Source organism: Sinorhizobium psoraleae (assembly GCF_013283645.1).
Lineage (GTDB): Bacteria > Pseudomonadota > Alphaproteobacteria > Rhizobiales > Rhizobiaceae > Sinorhizobium > Sinorhizobium psoraleae.
The window spans coordinates 1,445,434-1,461,897 of record NZ_JABEKV010000002.1; the positions used below are offsets into that span (position 1 = coordinate 1,445,434).

General features: G+C 62.3%; 18 protein-coding genes. 7 read left to right on the top strand and 11 right to left on the bottom strand.

What is annotated here, in order from left to right:
• Nucleotides 1–12: 12 nt before the first annotated feature.
• The 4 genes from cpaB to ILFOPFJJ_RS15590 form a co-directional block, all read right to left on the bottom strand.
• A complete protein-coding gene (gene cpaB / locus ILFOPFJJ_RS15575) occupies nt 13–825 on the bottom strand; it encodes a Flp pilus assembly protein CpaB (protein WP_173511409.1) in 813 nt (270 codons plus the stop codon).
• 136 nt (nt 826–961) lie between these two features.
• Nucleotides 962–1,495, bottom strand: coding sequence for an A24 family peptidase (locus ILFOPFJJ_RS15580; protein ID WP_173511410.1), 534 nt, complete (start codon nt 1,493–1,495; stop codon nt 962–964).
• 128 nt (nt 1,496–1,623) lie between these two features.
• Nucleotides 1,624–1,809: a Flp family type IVb pilin gene (locus ILFOPFJJ_RS15585; protein ID WP_173511411.1), complete on the bottom strand. Its 186-nt coding sequence runs from the start codon at nt 1,807–1,809 to the stop codon at nt 1,624–1,626.
• Nucleotides 1,810–1,842: 33 nt separating this feature from the next.
• Complete coding sequence (locus ILFOPFJJ_RS15590; protein ID WP_173511412.1) at nt 1,843–2,028, bottom strand: Flp family type IVb pilin; 186 nt, start codon at nt 2,026–2,028, stop codon at nt 1,843–1,845.
• Nucleotides 2,029–2,281: 253 nt separating this feature from the next.
• On the opposite strand from ILFOPFJJ_RS15590, the gene ILFOPFJJ_RS15595 reads away from it, so the two are divergent.
• The 7 genes from ILFOPFJJ_RS15595 (at nt 2,282) to ILFOPFJJ_RS15625 (ending at nt 7,777) form a co-directional block, all read left to right on the top strand.
• Nucleotides 2,282–2,707 carry a pilus assembly protein N-terminal domain-containing protein gene (locus tag ILFOPFJJ_RS15595; protein ID WP_376741416.1) on the top strand — a complete coding sequence of 142 codons (426 nt, stop codon included), beginning with the start codon at nt 2,282–2,284 and terminating at the stop codon, nt 2,705–2,707.
• Nucleotides 2,708–2,819: 112 nt separating this feature from the next.
• On the top strand, nt 2,820–3,443 hold the full coding sequence (locus ILFOPFJJ_RS15600; RefSeq protein ID WP_173511413.1) for a TadE/TadG family type IV pilus assembly protein: 624 nt from the start codon (nt 2,820–2,822) through the stop codon (nt 3,441–3,443).
• Nucleotides 3,444–3,450: 7 nt separating this feature from the next.
• Nucleotides 3,451–4,038 (top strand): TadE/TadG family type IV pilus assembly protein, encoded by a 588-nt coding sequence (locus ILFOPFJJ_RS15605; protein ID WP_173511414.1) that lies wholly within the window; start codon nt 3,451–3,453, stop codon nt 4,036–4,038.
• Between the two features lie 134 nt (nt 4,039–4,172).
• Nucleotides 4,173–5,393 carry a phosphopentomutase gene (locus tag ILFOPFJJ_RS15610; protein WP_173511415.1) on the top strand — a complete coding sequence of 407 codons (1,221 nt, stop codon included), beginning with the start codon at nt 4,173–4,175 and terminating at the stop codon, nt 5,391–5,393.
• The gene (locus ILFOPFJJ_RS15615; RefSeq protein ID WP_173511416.1) at nt 5,390–6,358 is read left to right on the top strand and encodes an adenosine deaminase; all 969 of its coding nucleotides are present in this window, start codon (nt 5,390–5,392) and stop codon (nt 6,356–6,358) included. Before ILFOPFJJ_RS15610 ends, ILFOPFJJ_RS15615 begins: the two co-directional genes overlap by 4 nt.
• Before the next feature lie 107 nt (nt 6,359–6,465).
• Complete coding sequence (gene upp / locus ILFOPFJJ_RS15620; protein WP_173511417.1) at nt 6,466–7,095, top strand: uracil phosphoribosyltransferase; 630 nt, start codon at nt 6,466–6,468, stop codon at nt 7,093–7,095.
• 157 nt (nt 7,096–7,252) lie between these two features.
• Nucleotides 7,253–7,777, top strand: coding sequence for a retropepsin-like aspartic protease family protein (locus tag ILFOPFJJ_RS15625; protein WP_173511418.1), 525 nt, complete (start codon nt 7,253–7,255; stop codon nt 7,775–7,777).
• Here the strand turns inward: ILFOPFJJ_RS15625 and deoA are convergent.
• From deoA to ILFOPFJJ_RS15660, 7 genes are all read right to left on the bottom strand, one after another.
• On the bottom strand, nt 7,770–9,086 hold the full coding sequence (deoA, locus tag ILFOPFJJ_RS15630) for a thymidine phosphorylase (RefSeq protein ID WP_173511539.1): 1,317 nt from the start codon (nt 9,084–9,086) through the stop codon (nt 7,770–7,772). The two genes, ILFOPFJJ_RS15625 and deoA, sit on opposite strands and share 8 nt — an antisense overlap.
• An 8-nt stretch (nt 9,087–9,094) precedes the next feature.
• Nucleotides 9,095–9,892 (bottom strand): purine-nucleoside phosphorylase, encoded by a 798-nt coding sequence (locus ILFOPFJJ_RS15635; protein WP_173511419.1) that lies wholly within the window; start codon nt 9,890–9,892, stop codon nt 9,095–9,097.
• Nucleotides 9,889–10,281: a cytidine deaminase gene (locus tag ILFOPFJJ_RS15640; protein ID WP_173511420.1), complete on the bottom strand. Its 393-nt coding sequence runs from the start codon at nt 10,279–10,281 to the stop codon at nt 9,889–9,891. The genes ILFOPFJJ_RS15635 and ILFOPFJJ_RS15640 overlap by 4 nt, the downstream gene beginning before the upstream one ends.
• A gap of 5 nt (nt 10,282–10,286) precedes the next feature.
• Nucleotides 10,287–11,258 (bottom strand): ABC transporter permease, encoded by a 972-nt coding sequence (locus ILFOPFJJ_RS15645; RefSeq protein WP_173511421.1) that lies wholly within the window; start codon nt 11,256–11,258, stop codon nt 10,287–10,289.
• Nucleotides 11,259–11,262: 4 nt separating this feature from the next.
• Complete coding sequence (locus ILFOPFJJ_RS15650; protein ID WP_173511422.1) at nt 11,263–12,396, bottom strand: ABC transporter permease; 1,134 nt, start codon at nt 12,394–12,396, stop codon at nt 11,263–11,265.
• On the bottom strand, nt 12,393–13,928 hold the full coding sequence (locus tag ILFOPFJJ_RS15655; protein ID WP_173511423.1) for an ABC transporter ATP-binding protein: 1,536 nt from the start codon (nt 13,926–13,928) through the stop codon (nt 12,393–12,395). Before ILFOPFJJ_RS15655 ends, ILFOPFJJ_RS15650 begins: the two co-directional genes overlap by 4 nt.
• A gap of 224 nt (nt 13,929–14,152) precedes the next feature.
• Nucleotides 14,153–16,408 carry a heavy metal translocating P-type ATPase gene (locus ILFOPFJJ_RS15660; RefSeq protein WP_173511424.1) on the bottom strand — a complete coding sequence of 752 codons (2,256 nt, stop codon included), beginning with the start codon at nt 16,406–16,408 and terminating at the stop codon, nt 14,153–14,155.
• Nucleotides 16,409–16,464 lie beyond the last annotated feature (56 nt).

A 16,464-nucleotide genomic window follows, 5' to 3' on the forward strand; every position in this document is an offset into this window, starting at 1 on the left:
CCCAATCGATCTTCATTTCTGGTTCTGGACGACGGCAGCATCGCTCTTGACGATGGAGCCTGACTTGATGACCTGAATGCTCGGCTGCCCGTCGCCGCTCAAAAGGTAGTCCGCAGCGTTCGTATCGGCTTCCTGCGCATCGGCGACGCTGCGAAGCGCCAGCGAAATGCGCTCGGCCATCTGCTGCGCAACGGTCATGACCTTGGATTGATCCGGCGTCAGTTCGAGTGTGGCGGTCGTGCCGACGACCGATTTCGAACCGTCTTCATTCTCCTCCACCTGCTGATCGATCGCCAGCACGCGGACATTGCTCAGCACGGTCTCGGTCAGGTAGATGTCGTCGCCTTCGGATTTGCGGACCATGATGACGTCGACGCGGTCGTTCGGCAGGATGAAGCCGCCGGCGCCTGTGGCAACGGTGATTTCCGTCGCGACGGCCCGTTTGCCGGCGGGCAGCAGCGACGACATGATGCGGCTCGACGAGTCGGCGATTTTTTCCTGGCGGACCGGCTCACCGGTAAAGATCGGCAGGCGCACGACGGCACCGGAAAGATTTTCGACCGCACCCGGGCGGTTTTCTTCCGTAATCAGTCCATCGACGATGCCATCCTTCGGCCAGGCCATCCAATGGATCGAGTCGGCTGCGAGCCGCGAGCCGACCGGCAGGCTTTTGCTGGCAACGAGAACGTTGACGGTCGGCGCCTGCTCGATGAGGGGTTCTGCCATCTGCGGCGCGGGACCACGGGTCAGCTTCATCGCAAGCAGCCCGGCCATAGCAGCCGAGGTCACGGCCACCGCCAGAATGATGATGCGCACCGGTTTCATGATCGTCCCCAAGCCCCAAGAAATGCCCCTTGGTGAGATTGATCAGGAATTGGTGTAATTATGGTTAACGAGCCGGATACGGACGTGGTTAACGAATGCTTGCGAGGGCCGGTTTAACTGACGGAAAGCCATACCCTCACGCCAACTGCGCGAACATGGCCCGCATCAGCGGCGATGAAGGGTAGGCCGCAAAGCCGCCGAGGGCGATGGCGATGCCGTAGGGAATCTTCTTGACGGTGAAAAGCAGGTGCGGAACCGGCAGGCCGGTTGCCAGGATCGTGTTCTCCTGCTTGCGCAGAAACAGAACGACGAGCGTCAACGCGCCACCAAAAATGGATACATAAAGAAGAAACGTGGCGAGCGAGGCGTCGAGGCCGAACCAGACGGCGCTCGCGGTTAAAAGCTTGGCATCGCCTCCCCCCATGACATTCGTCGCGAAGAGGCAGAAACATACAGTAAATACCGCTGCTGCCGCAGCAAGGTGCAGGCCGATCCCGACGAGGTCAAATCCCGCAAGTGGCGCGACAACGATGAAGGCGCCCAGCAGCACCGCGGATACGCGGTTGGGAATCGTCATCGTGAAAAGGTCCGAAACCGCGGCGAAGGCCAGGCAAAGCGGGAAGATTACAAAAACTGCAGCCTCGGTCACGTTTCCTAGCTCCTCGACCATTGGTGAAACGCCTGAAATTTCCCGGTTGTCGCAGAAGTCCGTTGCTCTTCATTTTGCAACGAGCATTCCGGAAACGAAGAGCCGCCCTTGTCGGGGCGGCTCCGTTCTCGAATCCGTCGAAGCCGGGATTAAAGCTTGCCCGAGGTGCTCGTCGAGATCTTGGTGCCCAGCCCGGTGAACGTATTGTCGAGCGAGGTGCCGAGCGACGTGGCGCCGGCGATCAGGGCTACAGAGATAAGGGCTGCAATCAGGCCGTATTCGATGGCCGTTGCGCCGGACTCGTCCCTCAGCAGGCGCGCGAAAATCGTCTTCATGATGATTCTCCCTGTTTATGAAAAGGCCGCTGATTAGAGCTTGCCGGTGGTGCTCGTCGAAAGCTTGGTGCCGAGCTTGTCGAAGGTCGTGTTGAGGGTGTTGCCCAGCGTGCCGGCGCCGGCGATCAGGGCGACGGAGATCAGGGCTGCGATCAGGCCGTATTCAATAGCCGTCGCACCGGATTCGTCCTTCAGCAGGCGTGCGAAAATCGTCTTCATGGTGATTCTCCTACTTCACGTGTTTGTTGTTCAGCACTTCCGCCAACTGTTTGCCGTTGATCGGATGCCCTGAAATTAGCGGGGGCTAATTGCCATCGGCTTAAGGAAACCGGTTATCGTGAAGTTAAGCTGCCATCCCGTTTTCTTGGGTAAATGCTCAAGAAGGGGACGCCTTAAATTGCCCCGCATCTGCGTAACGTTTCATTCACCAAAAGAAGCGAAGATGCGCCGGATAGCGTCATCAGGAAGCGCCATGAACACGTCCCTACCGCTGAAGCGGATCGTTACGCTCACATTTGCAGGCGCTGCCCTCCTCATGGTCATCGCGCCGGTCGCGGCGCGCGCTGAGGACAACATGATGCGCGTCTATATGGATCACGCGCGCGTGCTGAAGCTCGACCGACCGGTGAGCAAGGTAATCATCGGTAACTCCGAAGTTGCCGATGCCACGGTCGCGGACGCAAAGACGATCGTGCTGACGGGGCGCAACTTCGGGACGACCAATCTCGTCATTCTCGACCAGGATGGAAATGCCATTGTCGACGAACGTATTCTGGTGTCGATCGACGAAGGCAATACGGTGCGTGTCTACAAGCAGACCTCGCGTACGGTCCTTTCCTGCACGCCCAATTGCGAGCGTCATGCCGAACGCCAGGCATCGGCGGCAAGCACAAACTAGCGCGACGGAAAAGAATTCAAGATCGCTAAAATTCTTCCGGTTGTCGCAAACGAAATTTCAACAATCCCGCTTTATTTTTCGCCGATCGGACGTTGCATGACGGAACGGCGCAATGGCGACTGAGCGAAAGACATCTTTGCGGAACCGCGCGCCCCGCGGCCTGTTTCGCCGCTTTTGCGGCGACCGGAAGGGCGCCACGGCGATCGAGTTCGCGCTGCTGGCCCTCCCTTTCTTCGTGATCGTCTTCGCGTCGATCGAAACCTTCGTCGCCTTTGCCGGCGAACAACTGCTCGCCAACGCGACGGATACGCTGGCGCGAAAAATCCGCACCGGTGAGATCACCTTCGAGGACAGCAGCAAGCCCGGTTACATGACGGAGACGGAATTCCGCCAGGCTTTTTGCGAGGAGATCGCTATCCTCATGCCCTGCTCGGCGACCGAGGCGGCGGAGCGAGACAAGCTCTACATCGATGTCCGCAACATCACCGACCTCACGCAGTTTCCGCCCGCGGTTCCAAGGATCGGTTCTTCCTCATCCTCCGATCTCGACACCAGCGGCTTCAAATTTGCGCCGGGAGGCGCCGGCGCTTTTACGATGGTGCGCGCCTACTACCGATGGGAGGTCATTACCGATCTGGTCCGGCCCTACGTCACGGACCTGCGCCCCGCCGGCAGCAGCATGCCTCGGGACTTCCTGATGGTCGCAACCGCCACGTTCCGCAACGAAAATTACTGAGGATGCCATGAGACGCTTGCTTGGATTTTCGTTTGCCCGGCGCGTCTCGGCATCGCTGTCGGCGCTCATTCGCGACCGGCGCGGTGTCGGCGGCGTGGAGTTTGCGATCGTCGCGCCCTTGCTGATCATGCTCTATATCGGATCCTTCGAGATCTCTCTCGGCTTCACCGTGGCCCGCAAGGTTGCGCGCGCATCGAGCGCCGTCTCGGACATGGTCTCGCAGCAGACGGACGTCAATAAAACCCTGCTGGACAACATGAAGAATGTCGCGCTGAGCATCATGGCGCCGTACAACAGCACGGGCTACACGCTGAAGATCACGGGCATACAGGTCACCGGCACGACCAGCGGAAAGGTCGTATGGTCACGCGACCAGAACGGCGCAACGCCCTATGCCGTCGACTCCATCGCCACCGTCCCCGCCGAACTCGACGCCGTGAACGCCTTCGTGGTGCGTACGGAACTCGTCGTCCCGCATGATCTCCTGCTCTTTGCGCCGGGGCTCGAAAACAGCACGTTGAAGACGATCGACCTTTCCAAGACGTCCTACTATCGCCAGCGCTTTGGCGAGACGATCAAGTGCACGGACTGCTGACGGCGTACTAACTCCTTCAATTGCAATGCGCGCCTTGCCGCGCTATTCCTCCCGGATTGCGCGGGATCGCTCTCGCACAGCAGGCAGCACCGGATCGCGGTTCTTCACGACGCGTCCGGATAACCGGGTGTTCCATGGCGCGTGCATTCCTCTTCGTCCTCGACTCGTTCGGCATCGGCAATGCGCCGGATGCGGAGGCCTTTGGTGATCTCGGGGCTGACACGCTCGGCCATATCGCAGAATTTTGCGCTGCCGGCGCGGGCGATCGCGCGGGTTTGCGCGAAGGGCCGCTGCAACTGCCGAACATGTCCGCCCTCGGGCTGATGCACGCAGCGAAGCTCGCTACCGGGCGTCTGCCGGCCGGCATGCCGCTGCCGGAGCGGGTCTACGGCGTCTACGGCGCCGCCAGCGAAACCTCGCGCGGCAAGGACACCCCGTCCGGCCATTGGGAGATTGCCGGGACGCCGGTAATGTTCGACTGGGGCTATTTCCCTTCTGAGGGAGATGCGTTTCCCGCCGAGCTCGTCGAGGCGATCTGCAGCGAGGGCAATATCCCCGGCATCCTCGGCAATTGTCATGCATCCGGCACCGACATCATCGCCCGACATGGCGAGGAGCATATGCGGAGCGGAAAACCGATCTGCTACACCTCCTCCGATTCCGTCTTCCAGATCGCCGCGCATGAACAGAGCTTCGGGCTCGATCGCCTGCTGGAGCTCTGCCAGGTGGTCCGCCGGCTCGTCGACGACTACAATATCGGCCGCGTCATTGCCCGCCCGTTCGTCGGCGACGATCCGCAGAATTTCACCCGCACCGGCAACCGCCGCGACTACTCGGTGTTGCCGCCGGAACCGACGGTTCTCGACCGACTGAAAGAGGCCGGGCGCGGCGTGCATGCCGTCGGCAAGATCGGCGATATCTTCGCCCATCAGGGCGTGACGAAGCTCACCAAGGCCAATGGAAACATGGCGCTCTTCGACGCGAGCCTCGCGGCGATCGAAGAGGCTGAGGACGGCGATCTCGTTTTCACCAATTTCGTCGATTTCGACATGCTCTACGGTCATCGCCGCGACGTGCCGGGCTATGCCGCGGCGCTTGAAGCCTTCGATCAGCGCCTGCCGGACCTCGACCGGCGCCTCAAACCCGGTGATATCGTCATCCTGACCGCCGATCACGGCTGCGACCCGACTTGGCGGGGGACTGACCACACGCGCGAACGCGTGCCGGTGCTGATGTTCGGCCCGTCCTTGCGCAGCCGCTCCTTTGGCGTCGCCGACACTTTCGCGCATATCGGCGAGACGGTCGCCAGACATCTCGGTATCGCCCCCGGTCCCCACGGGAGAAGCCTCATTTGACCCTTCATCTGAAAAAGGCCGAACTGCATTGCCACATTGAGGGCGCGGCGCCGCCGGAACTCGCGTTGCGACAAGCCAGGAAATACGGGATCGACACCAGCGCCATCATCCGCGACAAGGCCTATGTCTGGGACGATTTCACCAGTTTCCTGAAGTGCTACGACAGCGTCGCGTCGTTGTTTCGGACTGAAGGAGACTATGCGCTTCTTGCCGAGGCCTATCTGACGGAGCTCGCCGAAGCGGGCACGATCTACAGCGAGATCATCGTTTCGCCGGATCACGGCAATACGGTCGGCCTCGGCGCCGACGCTTACATCGAAGGTCTTGCCGCCGGCATGGACGCGGCGAAGGCGAAGACCGGCATTGAATCACGCATGTTGATCACCGGCATCCGCCACCTCGGACCGGAGGCAGTCATCAGAACCGCGGAATATGCGGCCAGGCTGCGCCATCCGCTTGTCACCGGCTTCAACCTGGCGGGCGAAGAACGGATGCACAGCGTAGCCGAATTTTCCCGCGCCTTCGATATCGTCCGCGACGCGGACCTCGGGCTTACGATACACGCCGGCGAACTCTCCGGCGCCTTCAGCGTGCGCGACGCCCTGAACCATGTGCGGCCATCGCGGATCAGCCATGGTGTGCGGGCGATCGAGGACGCGGATCTCGTAAAACGGCTCGCGGACGAGGGCGTCGTTCTGGAAGTCTGCCCCGGCTCCAATATTTCGCTGCAAGTCTTCCCCGACTTCGCCTCGCATCCGCTCAAGGCCTTGTACGCGGCCGGCGTGCGCGTCACGCTCAACTCCGACGATCCGCCCTTCTTCCACACGTCGCTGGCGCAGGAATACGAGATCGCCTCGCATGTCATGGGTTTCGAGGACAGTGAGATAAACGGGATGACGAGAACCGCGATAGGGGCTGCCTTCGTCGACGAGGCGACAAGGCAGAGGCTTCTGGCCGCGATCTGACACGCCCCTGCGGGGGTAAGATTGGACCGGGCGCTGCAACACCCTTGCAGCTTCGCCCCTTTCCATGGAAAAGAGGGCGGATATCGAAATTTGCGGGAAGGTGAGCCATGGACGGCGTTACAGTGATCGATCATCCGCTTGTGCAGCACAAGCTGACCATCATGCGTAAGAAGGAAACGTCGACTGCAGGCTTCCGCCGGTTGCTTCGCGAGATCTCGACGCTGCTCTGCTACGAGGTGACGCGCGACCTCGAACTCACATTGGAGCGGATCGAGACGCCTCTGCAGGAGGTCGATGCGCCCGTTCTCGAGGGCAAGAAGCTTGTCTTTGCCTCGATCCTGCGCGCCGGCAACGGCCTGCTCGAAGGCATGCTCGAGCTGGTGCCTTCGGCGCGCGTCGCACATATCGGCGTCTACCGCGACCACGAGACGCTGCAGCCGGTGGAGTATTATTTCAAGGCGCCGGAAAGCCTCTCGGAGCGTCTGGTCATCGTCGTCGACCCGATGCTTGCGACCGGCAATTCCTCGATTGCGGCGATCGACAAGCTAAAGGAGCGCGGTGCTAGGAACATCCGCTTCCTCTGCCTGCTTGCGGCACCGGAAGGCATCCGCAATTTTCAAGGCGTGCATCCCGATGTGCCGATCTTTACCGCCTCGATCGACAGCCACCTCAACGAAAAGGGCTACATCATGCCCGGCCTGGGTGACGCCGGTGATCGTATGTACGGCACCAAATAATTTCCTTTTCTTAACCACATCATCAGGCATATGCGCGGCCGCCGGCTTTCCCGGCGGCTTTTTTGCGTCCCGTTAGCGATCGGCTGTTCAGATAGATCGCGTGTGGTCCTTGCGTGCGCAAGAACGCGGGTCCGCACGAATAGCGGGAGCCTGCGCAATGATCACACGTCTGCTTGCCATCGCCGGCGGCCTCGCCCTCGTCGCGCTCGTCGTTCCCGATCTCGCCTCCAGCTACCTCGAACGGCAGAACGAGACAACGACGCAGGGCGTTCCGCGTGCCGCGCCCGTTACCGCCGCTAAATATGCGAGCGGCAAAAGCATCGTTCTCGAAGCGGATGCCGCCGGTCATTTCTTCGGCACGTTTCGCATCAATGGGCGCTCGGAGAGGGGTCTTGTCGATACAGGCGCGAGCACGATCGCGATCAACGTGTCAGCCGCGCGTCGCTTCGGCATTTCCGTCGGCAGTCTCGCGTTCAATGCGCGAGCGCAGACCGCCAACGGCATTGTCGAGGCGGCCTATGTCCGTCTCGATCGCGTCGAGATCGGAGGCATCGCGCTCAAGGGTGTCGACGCCATGGTCCTGCCCGACAAGGCACTTTCCGGCATGCTCGTCGGCATGAGTTTCTTGAGCCGGCTATCGTCCTACCGTGCCGAGAACGGCGCCCTGTATCTCGTCAGGTGATGCGGGCGACGATGACCGGACGCGGATCCGACCTCTGGTCCTCGATCGTATAGAGCGCAGCCACCTTTTTCCTGATGTCTTCGGCCGTGTCCCGATCCGTGGCATGAACGAATGCGATCGGCTCGCCCTTGCTCATCTTCGTTCCGAGCGGGCGCAAACCGGAGAGACCGACGCTATGGTCGATCCTGTCGTCGGGACGGGTCCGCCCACCGCCGAGTGCAATGACCGCCATGCCCAGTTCGCGCGTCTCGCAAGCCGCAAGATAGCCATCCCGGCTCGCCTCCACGGCCACCACGACCGGCGCTTTTTGCAGATAGGCCCGCGGCCGGTCGACAAAATCGGCCGGCCCTCCGAGGCGATGGACCATGCGGCCGAAACGCTCTGTCGCGGCACCCCCTTCAACGGCCTGGCGCGCCATCGCTTCCCCTTGCTTCGAATCGGCCGCCAGTCCGCCGGCGACAAGCATTTCCGCCGCAAAGGCCATGACCACGGCGTCAAGGCGCGTGCCTTTCTTCTCGCCACGCAGATAGGCAAGGCAGTTGTCGATTTCGAGCGCGTTACCGGCGGCATCCGCGAGCGGCTCGTTCATGTCGGTGATCAGCGCCGACGTGCGGACGCCGGCTCCGTTGGCAACCTCCACGAGCGAGCGCGCAAGGATCTCCGTCTCGTCCGGGTCGGTCAGGAACGAACCGTTGCCGAACTTCACGTCGAGCACGAGCGATTGGAGCCCGGCTGCAAGCTTCTTCGAGAGGATGGAGGCGGTGATCAGCGGCACCGAATCGACGGTCGCCGTCACGTCGCGAATGGCGTAGAGGCGTTTATCGGCCGGTGCAAGGTTCGTCGTCTGGCCGATAATCGCGCAACCGACCTCATCGACCACTTTGCGAAAAAGCGCCGGGGCAGGCTGGATGTCGTAACCCGGAATGGCTTCGAGCTTGTCCAGCGTGCCGCCGGTATGACCGAGGCCTCTCCCGGAAATCATCGGCACCGCGGCACCGCAGGCGGCAACGATCGGCGCCAGCATCAGCGAAACATTGTCGCCGACGCCGCCCGTCGAATGCTTGTCGACGATCGGGCGCTCCATGGCACTCCAGCTGAGCGTGTCGCCGGAATCGCGCATCGCCAGCGTCAATGCCACGCATTCGTCGCGGCTCATGCCGGAAAACCAAACGGCCATCGCGAAGGCGGCGACCTGGCCTTCCGAGATGGAACCGTCGGCAATGCCTTTGACGAAGCCGACGATCTCGGCTGCATCGAGTTGGCCGCCGTCCCTCTTCTGTCGGATCACTTCCTGTGGGAGCATGGTCAGACCGCCATTCAGGCTTCGCTCGCGATCATCTCTTTCAGGATTGCCGCCAGCCGCTTGCCGCCGACAGGCGCCATATCCTTCGTCTCGTGATGGCTGAGCTCGGCGCCGGTCATGCCCGCACCGAAGTTGGTGATGACGGAGGCAGCGGCAACCCGCAATCCGAAAAAGCGCGCGAGGATGACCTCGGGAACCGTGGACATGCCGACCGCATCTGCCCCGAGAATGCGCGCCATCCTGATCTCGGCCGGCGTCTCGAAGCTCGGACCCGAGAACCACATGTAGACGCCGCTCTGCAGCGGAATGCCGAGCCGGGCCGCAGCCTTTTGCATCCGTTCGGCAAGCGCCGCATCGTAGGCATTCGTCATGCCGACGAAACGATCGTCAGTTTCGACGCCGATCAGCGGGTTCGGGCCGGAAAAGCCGATATGATCGGCGATGCGCATTACCGAACCCGGCGGCATGTCTTCCCGCAGCGATCCGGCCGAATTGGTCAGGATGAGACTTTCGACGCCGAGCTGCTTCAGTATCTCGATCGGCACGCGCATCACATTGGCGTCGCCGCGCTCGTAATAATGCATGCGGCCGGAGAGCATCGCGACGGGCACGCCGCCAAGCTTGCCCGCCACAAGTTCGCCGGCATGGCCGGAAACGCTGCTCAAGGGAAAACCCGGGATCTCCGCATAGGGCACGCGGATCGGTTCCGTCACTGCCTCGACCAGGGCACCCAGCCCGGAGCCGAGCACAATTCCGTAGCGCGGGGAAAGCCCGCCAAGTTTGGTCTTCAGGAATTCCGCGGCGTCACTCATCCGAGGATCTCTGTCTCGAAGCTGTGCGGAAGAAGATCGGAAAGCGCCAGGGTTTTCTTCACGCCCGTCTCGTCGCAGAGATAGATGCGCGTGCTTGCGCCGGAGAACTCCGCCAGCCGCTGGCGACAGCCGCCGCAAGGCGGGCAGAGCGCAAGCTTCTCGGCGATAACCGCAACTTCCATGATCTTGCGCTGACCGGCCATGACCATGTGGCTGATCGCTGTCGTCTCGGCGCACCAGCCTTCCGGGAACGACAGGTTTTCGATATTCGCGCCGGTATAGATCTTGCCGTCCTCCGCGCGAATGGCGGCGCCCACCGGGAACTTGGAATAGGGCGCATGCGCCTTGGCCATGGCGTCACGCGCGGCGACGAACAGATCGTTCTCCATCTTGGTTAGCGCTCCTTCACGTATGGTACGCCACCCGCCTTGGGCGGAATGGCCTTGCCGATGAAGCCGGCAAGCAGGATGACCGTCAGAATATATGGCAGAGCCTGCATCAGTTGCACCGGAACCTGGCCGACGAGCGGCAGCGGCGTGCCCTGCAAGCGTATGGCGAGGGCATCTAGGAAGCCGAAGAGCAGGCAGGCAAGCATGACATTCTTCGGCCGCCATTTGGCGAAGATGAGGGCGGCAAGCGCAATATAACCCTTGCCCGCCGTCATGCCTTTGACGAAGCCCGCCGTCATCGCCAGCGAAAGATAAGCGCCGGCAAAGCCGCAGAGAATGCCGCAGCAGATGACCGCGCGATAGCGCAGCCAGATCACCGAGATACCGGCGGTGTCGACGGCGCCCGGGTTCTCGCCGACGGCGCGCAGCCTCAGGCCGAAGCGGGTGCGATAGAGGATCCACCAGCTTATCGGCACCATGGCGAAGGCAAGGTAAGTGAGCAGGAAGTGTCCGGAAAGCAGGTCCGCATAGATCGGCCCGAGGATCGGCACCTCGCGGATCGCGTCGGCGCCGGGGAAATTGACGATCTGGAACCTTGCGCCTTCGGCCAGTGCCGGTGTGCGGCCGCCCTGACGGAACCAGGCTTCGCCAAGGATGACGGTGGAGCCGGCGACGATAAAGTTGATCGCAACACCCGAGACGATCTGGTTGCCGCGCTGGGTGATCGAGGCATAGCCGTGGACGAGCGACAGCAGTATCGAAACGAGGATCGCGGCGATGAGGCCGACCCAGACCGACTGGGTCACGGCGGCGACGGCGCCGGCGGCGAAAGCGGCACCCAGCATCTTGCCTTCGAGGCCGATATCGAAGACGCCGGCCCGCTCGGTGAAGAGCCCGGCGAGCGCAGCAAAGACCAGCGGAACGGAAACGCGGATCGTCGATTCCAGAAGCACGACGAGGACGTGGAAGAAATCCATGGCATCAAGCTCCCTTGGTCTGCGCCACGGCCGCCGCGCGCCGGCCCTGCATGGCAAAGGCGCGCGTGATCGCAGGCCGGAACATGTTTTCGAGCGCGCCGGCAAACAGGATGACGAGGCCCTGGATGATGACGATCATGTCGCGCGAGATCGACGGCATCTCGAAGGCGATTTCCGCCCCGCCCTGATAGAGCACGCCGAAAAGGATCGCGGCCGGGATGATCCCGCCCGGATGCGAACGCCCCATCAGCGCGACGGCGATGCCGACAAAGCCTGCGCCCTGGACGAAATCGAGCTGCATGCGGAACTGCTCACCCATGATCGGGTTCAGCGCCATCATGCCGGCAAGTCCACCCGAGATCATCATGGCGATGACGGTGATCCGGCTTTCGCGAATGCCGGCATAGCGGGCGGCCGACGGGCTGTGGCCCATGGTCCGCATCTCGTAGCCGAGCTTCGTACGCCAGATCAGCACCCAGACGGCAAAGGCCGCAGCCAGCGCCAGCAGGAAGGAAATGTTGAACGGCGCCGTGCCGATGTTCAATCCGAAGATGGACAGCAGCCAGTCGAGTTTCGGCAGTTGGCCGCCTTCGGCGAAGGTGCGCGTTTGCGGCGCCATCGATCCGAGCGGTTTCAAAACCCGCGTCAGCAAATAGACCATCAGGCTCGAGGCGATGAAGTTGAACATGATGGTGGTGATGACGATGTGGCTTCCGCGCTTCGCCTGCAGCCATCCGGGCAGGAACGCCCAGAGCGCGCCGAAGAAAGCCGATCCGATGATCGCGAGCGGGAAGACCACGTACCAGGGCATGGTCTGGTCGAGCCAGAGGCAGGCAAGCGCTACGCCGATGCCGCCGACATAGGCCTGTCCTTCCCCGCCGATATTGAAGAGCCCGCAGTGGAACGCAACGGCGACGGCAAGGCCTGTAAAGATGAAGGTCGTCGCATAGTAAAGCGTGAAGCCGATATATTCGCCGCGACCGAAGGCGCCATTGATCAGGTGATAGGCGGCCTCGAACGGATTTTCACCGACGAGCAGAACGACCAGTCCGGCGACGACGAAGGCGACGGCAAGATTGATCAGCGGGACCAGACCGTATTCGGCCCAGCCCGGGAGCTTTGCGTAAGGGGTGCTCATTCTGCGGCCTCCTTGCGGCCTTCGACGCCGGCCATCAAGAGACCGAGTTCGCCTTCGGTCGCATCGGGGCTGCGTTCACCGACGACACGTCCGGCAAACATCACGAGGATACGGTCGGAAAGCGCGCGGATCTCGTCGAGTTCGACGGAGACGAGCAGGACGGCCTTGCCCTGGTCGCGCATCTCGATGATGCGCTTGTGAATGAATTCGATGGCGCCGACGTCGACGCCGCGGGTGGGCTGGCCGATGATCAGCACGTCCGGCCCGCGCTCCATTTCCCGCGCAAGCACGATCTTCTGTTGATTGCCGCCGGAAAAATTGGCCGTCTTCAGCCGCGCGTTCGGTGGACGGATGTCGTATTTGGCGATCTTTTCCTCAGCATCCTTCCGGATCGCGTCGATGTTCAGGAAGATGCCGTTGAGATAGCGCGGGTCATGATGGTAGCCGAGGATCGCGTTTTCGCTCTCTTCGAATTTCAGCACGAGCCCGACATGATGGCGATCCTCCGGCACATGCGCCAGCCCTCGAGCCCGGAGTGCTGCGGGATCCCTATGGCCCGTTACATCGACGGACTCGCCGTTCAGAAGCACCGTTCCCGTCGCTGCCTTGCGGATTCCGGCGATCGCCTCGAGCAGTTCCGACTGGCCATTGCCGGCGACGCCGGCGATGCCGACGATCTCGCCCGCCCGGACGTCGAAAGAGACGTTGTCAACCATGGTCACGCCGCGGCTGTCCTTGACCATCAGGCCCTGAACCGAGAGCTTCACATCGCCGGGCGTGCCCTCCCCCTTCTGGACGCGCAGCAGCACGCGGCGACCCACCATGAGTTCCGCGAGTTCTTCCACCGACGTCTCGCTCGTCGTGCGGGTTGCGACCATTTCGCCGCGACGCATCACGGAAACCTCGTCCGTGATCGCCATGATCTCGCGAAGCTTGTGCGTGATGAGGATGATGGTTTTCCCCTGATCCTTCAGCTGTTCGAGAATGCGGAAGAGATGATCGGCTTCGGCCGGCGTCAGCACGCCGGTCGGCTCGTCGAGGATCAGGATGTCGGCCTTGCGATAGAGCGCCTTCAGGATTTCAACGCGCTGCTGGAGACCGACCGGCAGTTCCTCGATCAGCGCATCGGGATTGACCTCAAGCGCATATTCCTTCTCGAGCCGCCTGAGCTCGACGCGTGCCTTCGCGATGCCCTTGTTGAGGATCTGGCTGTCTTCGGCGCCGAGCATGACGTTTTCGAGCACGGTGAAGTTCTCGACCAGCATGAAATGTTGGTGCACCATGCCGATGCCGGCGGCGATTGCCGCATTCGGGTCGCGGATCGTAACCGGCCGCCCGTCGACGATGATCTCACCACTATCGGCCTGATAGAAGCCGTAGAGGATCGACATCAAGGTCGATTTGCCGGCGCCGTTCTCACCGATGATGCCGTGGATGGTGCCCTTGCGAACCTTGAGGTTGATATTCTTATTGGCGTGGACGGGGCCGAAACTCTTGTCGATCCCACGCAATTCGATGGCAATATTATCCATATTGGCCCTGCGATCCCCAATCTTGCCCGCTTCGGTTTTCTCTACAAACCGTGCCGGCAATTTTTTTACCATTTGGTATAGGTTTATCATCGATTTTCGGGCGCGAAAGCCCTCAATCGCGATCTCCTTATACTCTCCCCGGATCGCTGGTGAGAGTCCAGCGGGAATATACACAGCCAGATCGGGCGATTTTCCGGCGCCAAACGTCAGCAGGCTCGATTTCTTCAGGCGGAACCGGACGGTCGCAAAAGCCGCAAAGCGTTCATCGTGACCAGGACGGTGGCGCCCGTATCCGCCAGGATCGCCGGCCAGAGACCCGTAACGCCGGCGATGGTTGTTGCAAGGAAGACGGTCTTCAGGCCAAGCGCCATGCCGATATTCTGATAGATATTGCGCATCGTCGCCTGTGAAAGCCTGACCATGGCGGCGATGTCGGAAACACGCGCATGCAATGAGGCAGCGTCGGCGGTTTCGAGGGCAACATCCGTTCCACCGCCCATGGCAATGCCGACATCGGCTGCCGCCAGCGCCGGAGCGTCATTGATACCGTCACCGATCTTGGCCACATGAAGACCCTCGGCTTTCAACCGACGAATGATGCGCTGCTTGTCCTCCGGCAGCAGTCCGGCGTGGACCTCCATGCCGAACGGACGAGCGATCGCCTCGGCCGTGCGATGATTGTCGCCCGTCAGCATTACGACGCGGATGCCGGCATCGCTCAGCGCCTTCAATCCCGTCGCCGCATCGGCGCGCGGCTCGTCGCGCATCGCCAGGGCGCCGGCGATCCGACCATCGACAACCAGTACGGAAACGGTCTTTCCTTGGTCGTGAAGGGCGGCGATGCGCTCCTTCTGTGCCGTGGTCAGCGGTGCACGTTGATCCGCTGCCTGCGGCGAGCCGAGGAAAAGCCCTACGCCGTCGACCGAACCCTCGATCCCCTTGCCGCCAATTGCCTTGGCGCTTGCCACCGGTGGCAGCACTAGCCCGTCCGCATCGGCGCGCGTCCGGATAGCCAGCGCCAGCGGATGGCTGGAGCCCTGCTCGAGCGCCGCCGCGTGGCGGAGAATCTCCGCCTCCGCCAGCCCAAAGCCGACGAGATCGGTGATCTTCGGTTTCCCTTCAGTGAGCGTGCCGGTCTTGTCGAAGGCGGCAGCGGTGATCCGGCCGATGCCTTCGAGAACGGCGCCGCCCTTCATCAGCAGACCGCGGCGCGCACCCGCCGAAAGGCTCGCAGCGATAGCAGCCGGTGTAGAGATCACCAGCGCGCAGGGGCAGCCGATCAGCAGGATCGCAAGCCCCTTGTAAATCCACTCTCCCCAGGCGGCATCCCAGAGGAGCGGCGGCATCACCGCCACCAACGCGGCGACGATGACGATTGCCGGTGTGTAATAGCGGGAGAAACGGTCGATGAAGCGCTCCGTCGGCGCCTTGCTTTCCTGCGCCTCCTCGACCAACCGGATGACCCGCGCAATGGTGTTGTCGGCAGAAGCGGCGATGACCCGCACACGCAGCGCCCCGTCGCCATTGACCGTTCCGGCAAAGACCCTGTCGCCTGCCTCCTTGCGAACCGGCGTGCTTTCACCCGTTACCGGCGCCTCGTCGACCATGCTTTCGCCGGAGATCATCACGCCGTCAGCGGCAATTCTGTCTCCCGGGCGCACCAGGATCATTGCTCCGACCGACAGGCTCCCGGCCGGAACTGAGATTGTCCGCCCTTCAATCTCGACGAGCGCCGATTTCGGCACGAGCGCCGTCAGCGACTGAATGCTCGCGCGCGCCTTGCTCGCGGCGACGCCCTCCAGAAGTTCGCCGATCAGGAAGAGGAAAACGACCATCGCTGCCTCCTCCGTGGCGCCGATGAAAACGGCTCCGATGGCAGCGACGGTCATCAGCGTCTCGATGGAAAAAGGCGTGCCGGCAAGCCCCGCCATCAGCGCGCGTCTTGCGATCGGCGCCAGGCCTACAAGCATGGCGAGCGTGAAGATCCAGGGCTCGGCTGCGGGAAGAAATTGGCCCGCGCCATAAGCGACAGAGAGCGAGAGGCCGCAAGCGATCACGAGCCGGCCCTTGACGGTTCTCCACCAGGGACCGGCGGCGGATCCATGATCATGGCCATGGTTTCCGGTGACCGCGGGGCGCGCCTGGCCGAAATGGATATGGACTTGCTTGTCCTCCGACGGGGAGCGATCGTGCCCATGCGCGTGGTCGCAACAGGAATGACCGCCGGCACCGGGCGCCTCGCCGGCGGCCGTGCCGGCGAGCGGCGAAAGCCTGTAGCCGAGACCGCCAATCCTGCGCGTGATCACCGGGCCGATTTCGTATCCGTCCGCGTGACGAACCGTCATGGTGCCCGCGGTCACCGAAACCCTGACGTCTTCCACGCCGGCGATGCGCCGCACGGCAGTATCGATCTTTGCCGCGCAGGACGCACAATCCATGCCTTCGACGCGATATCTGCTTTCCCGAACGCTGCCCGTCATGCCTTGCTCCTTACGAAATCGAGAACAGGCTACGACCTCTAGCCACTAGAGGTGCA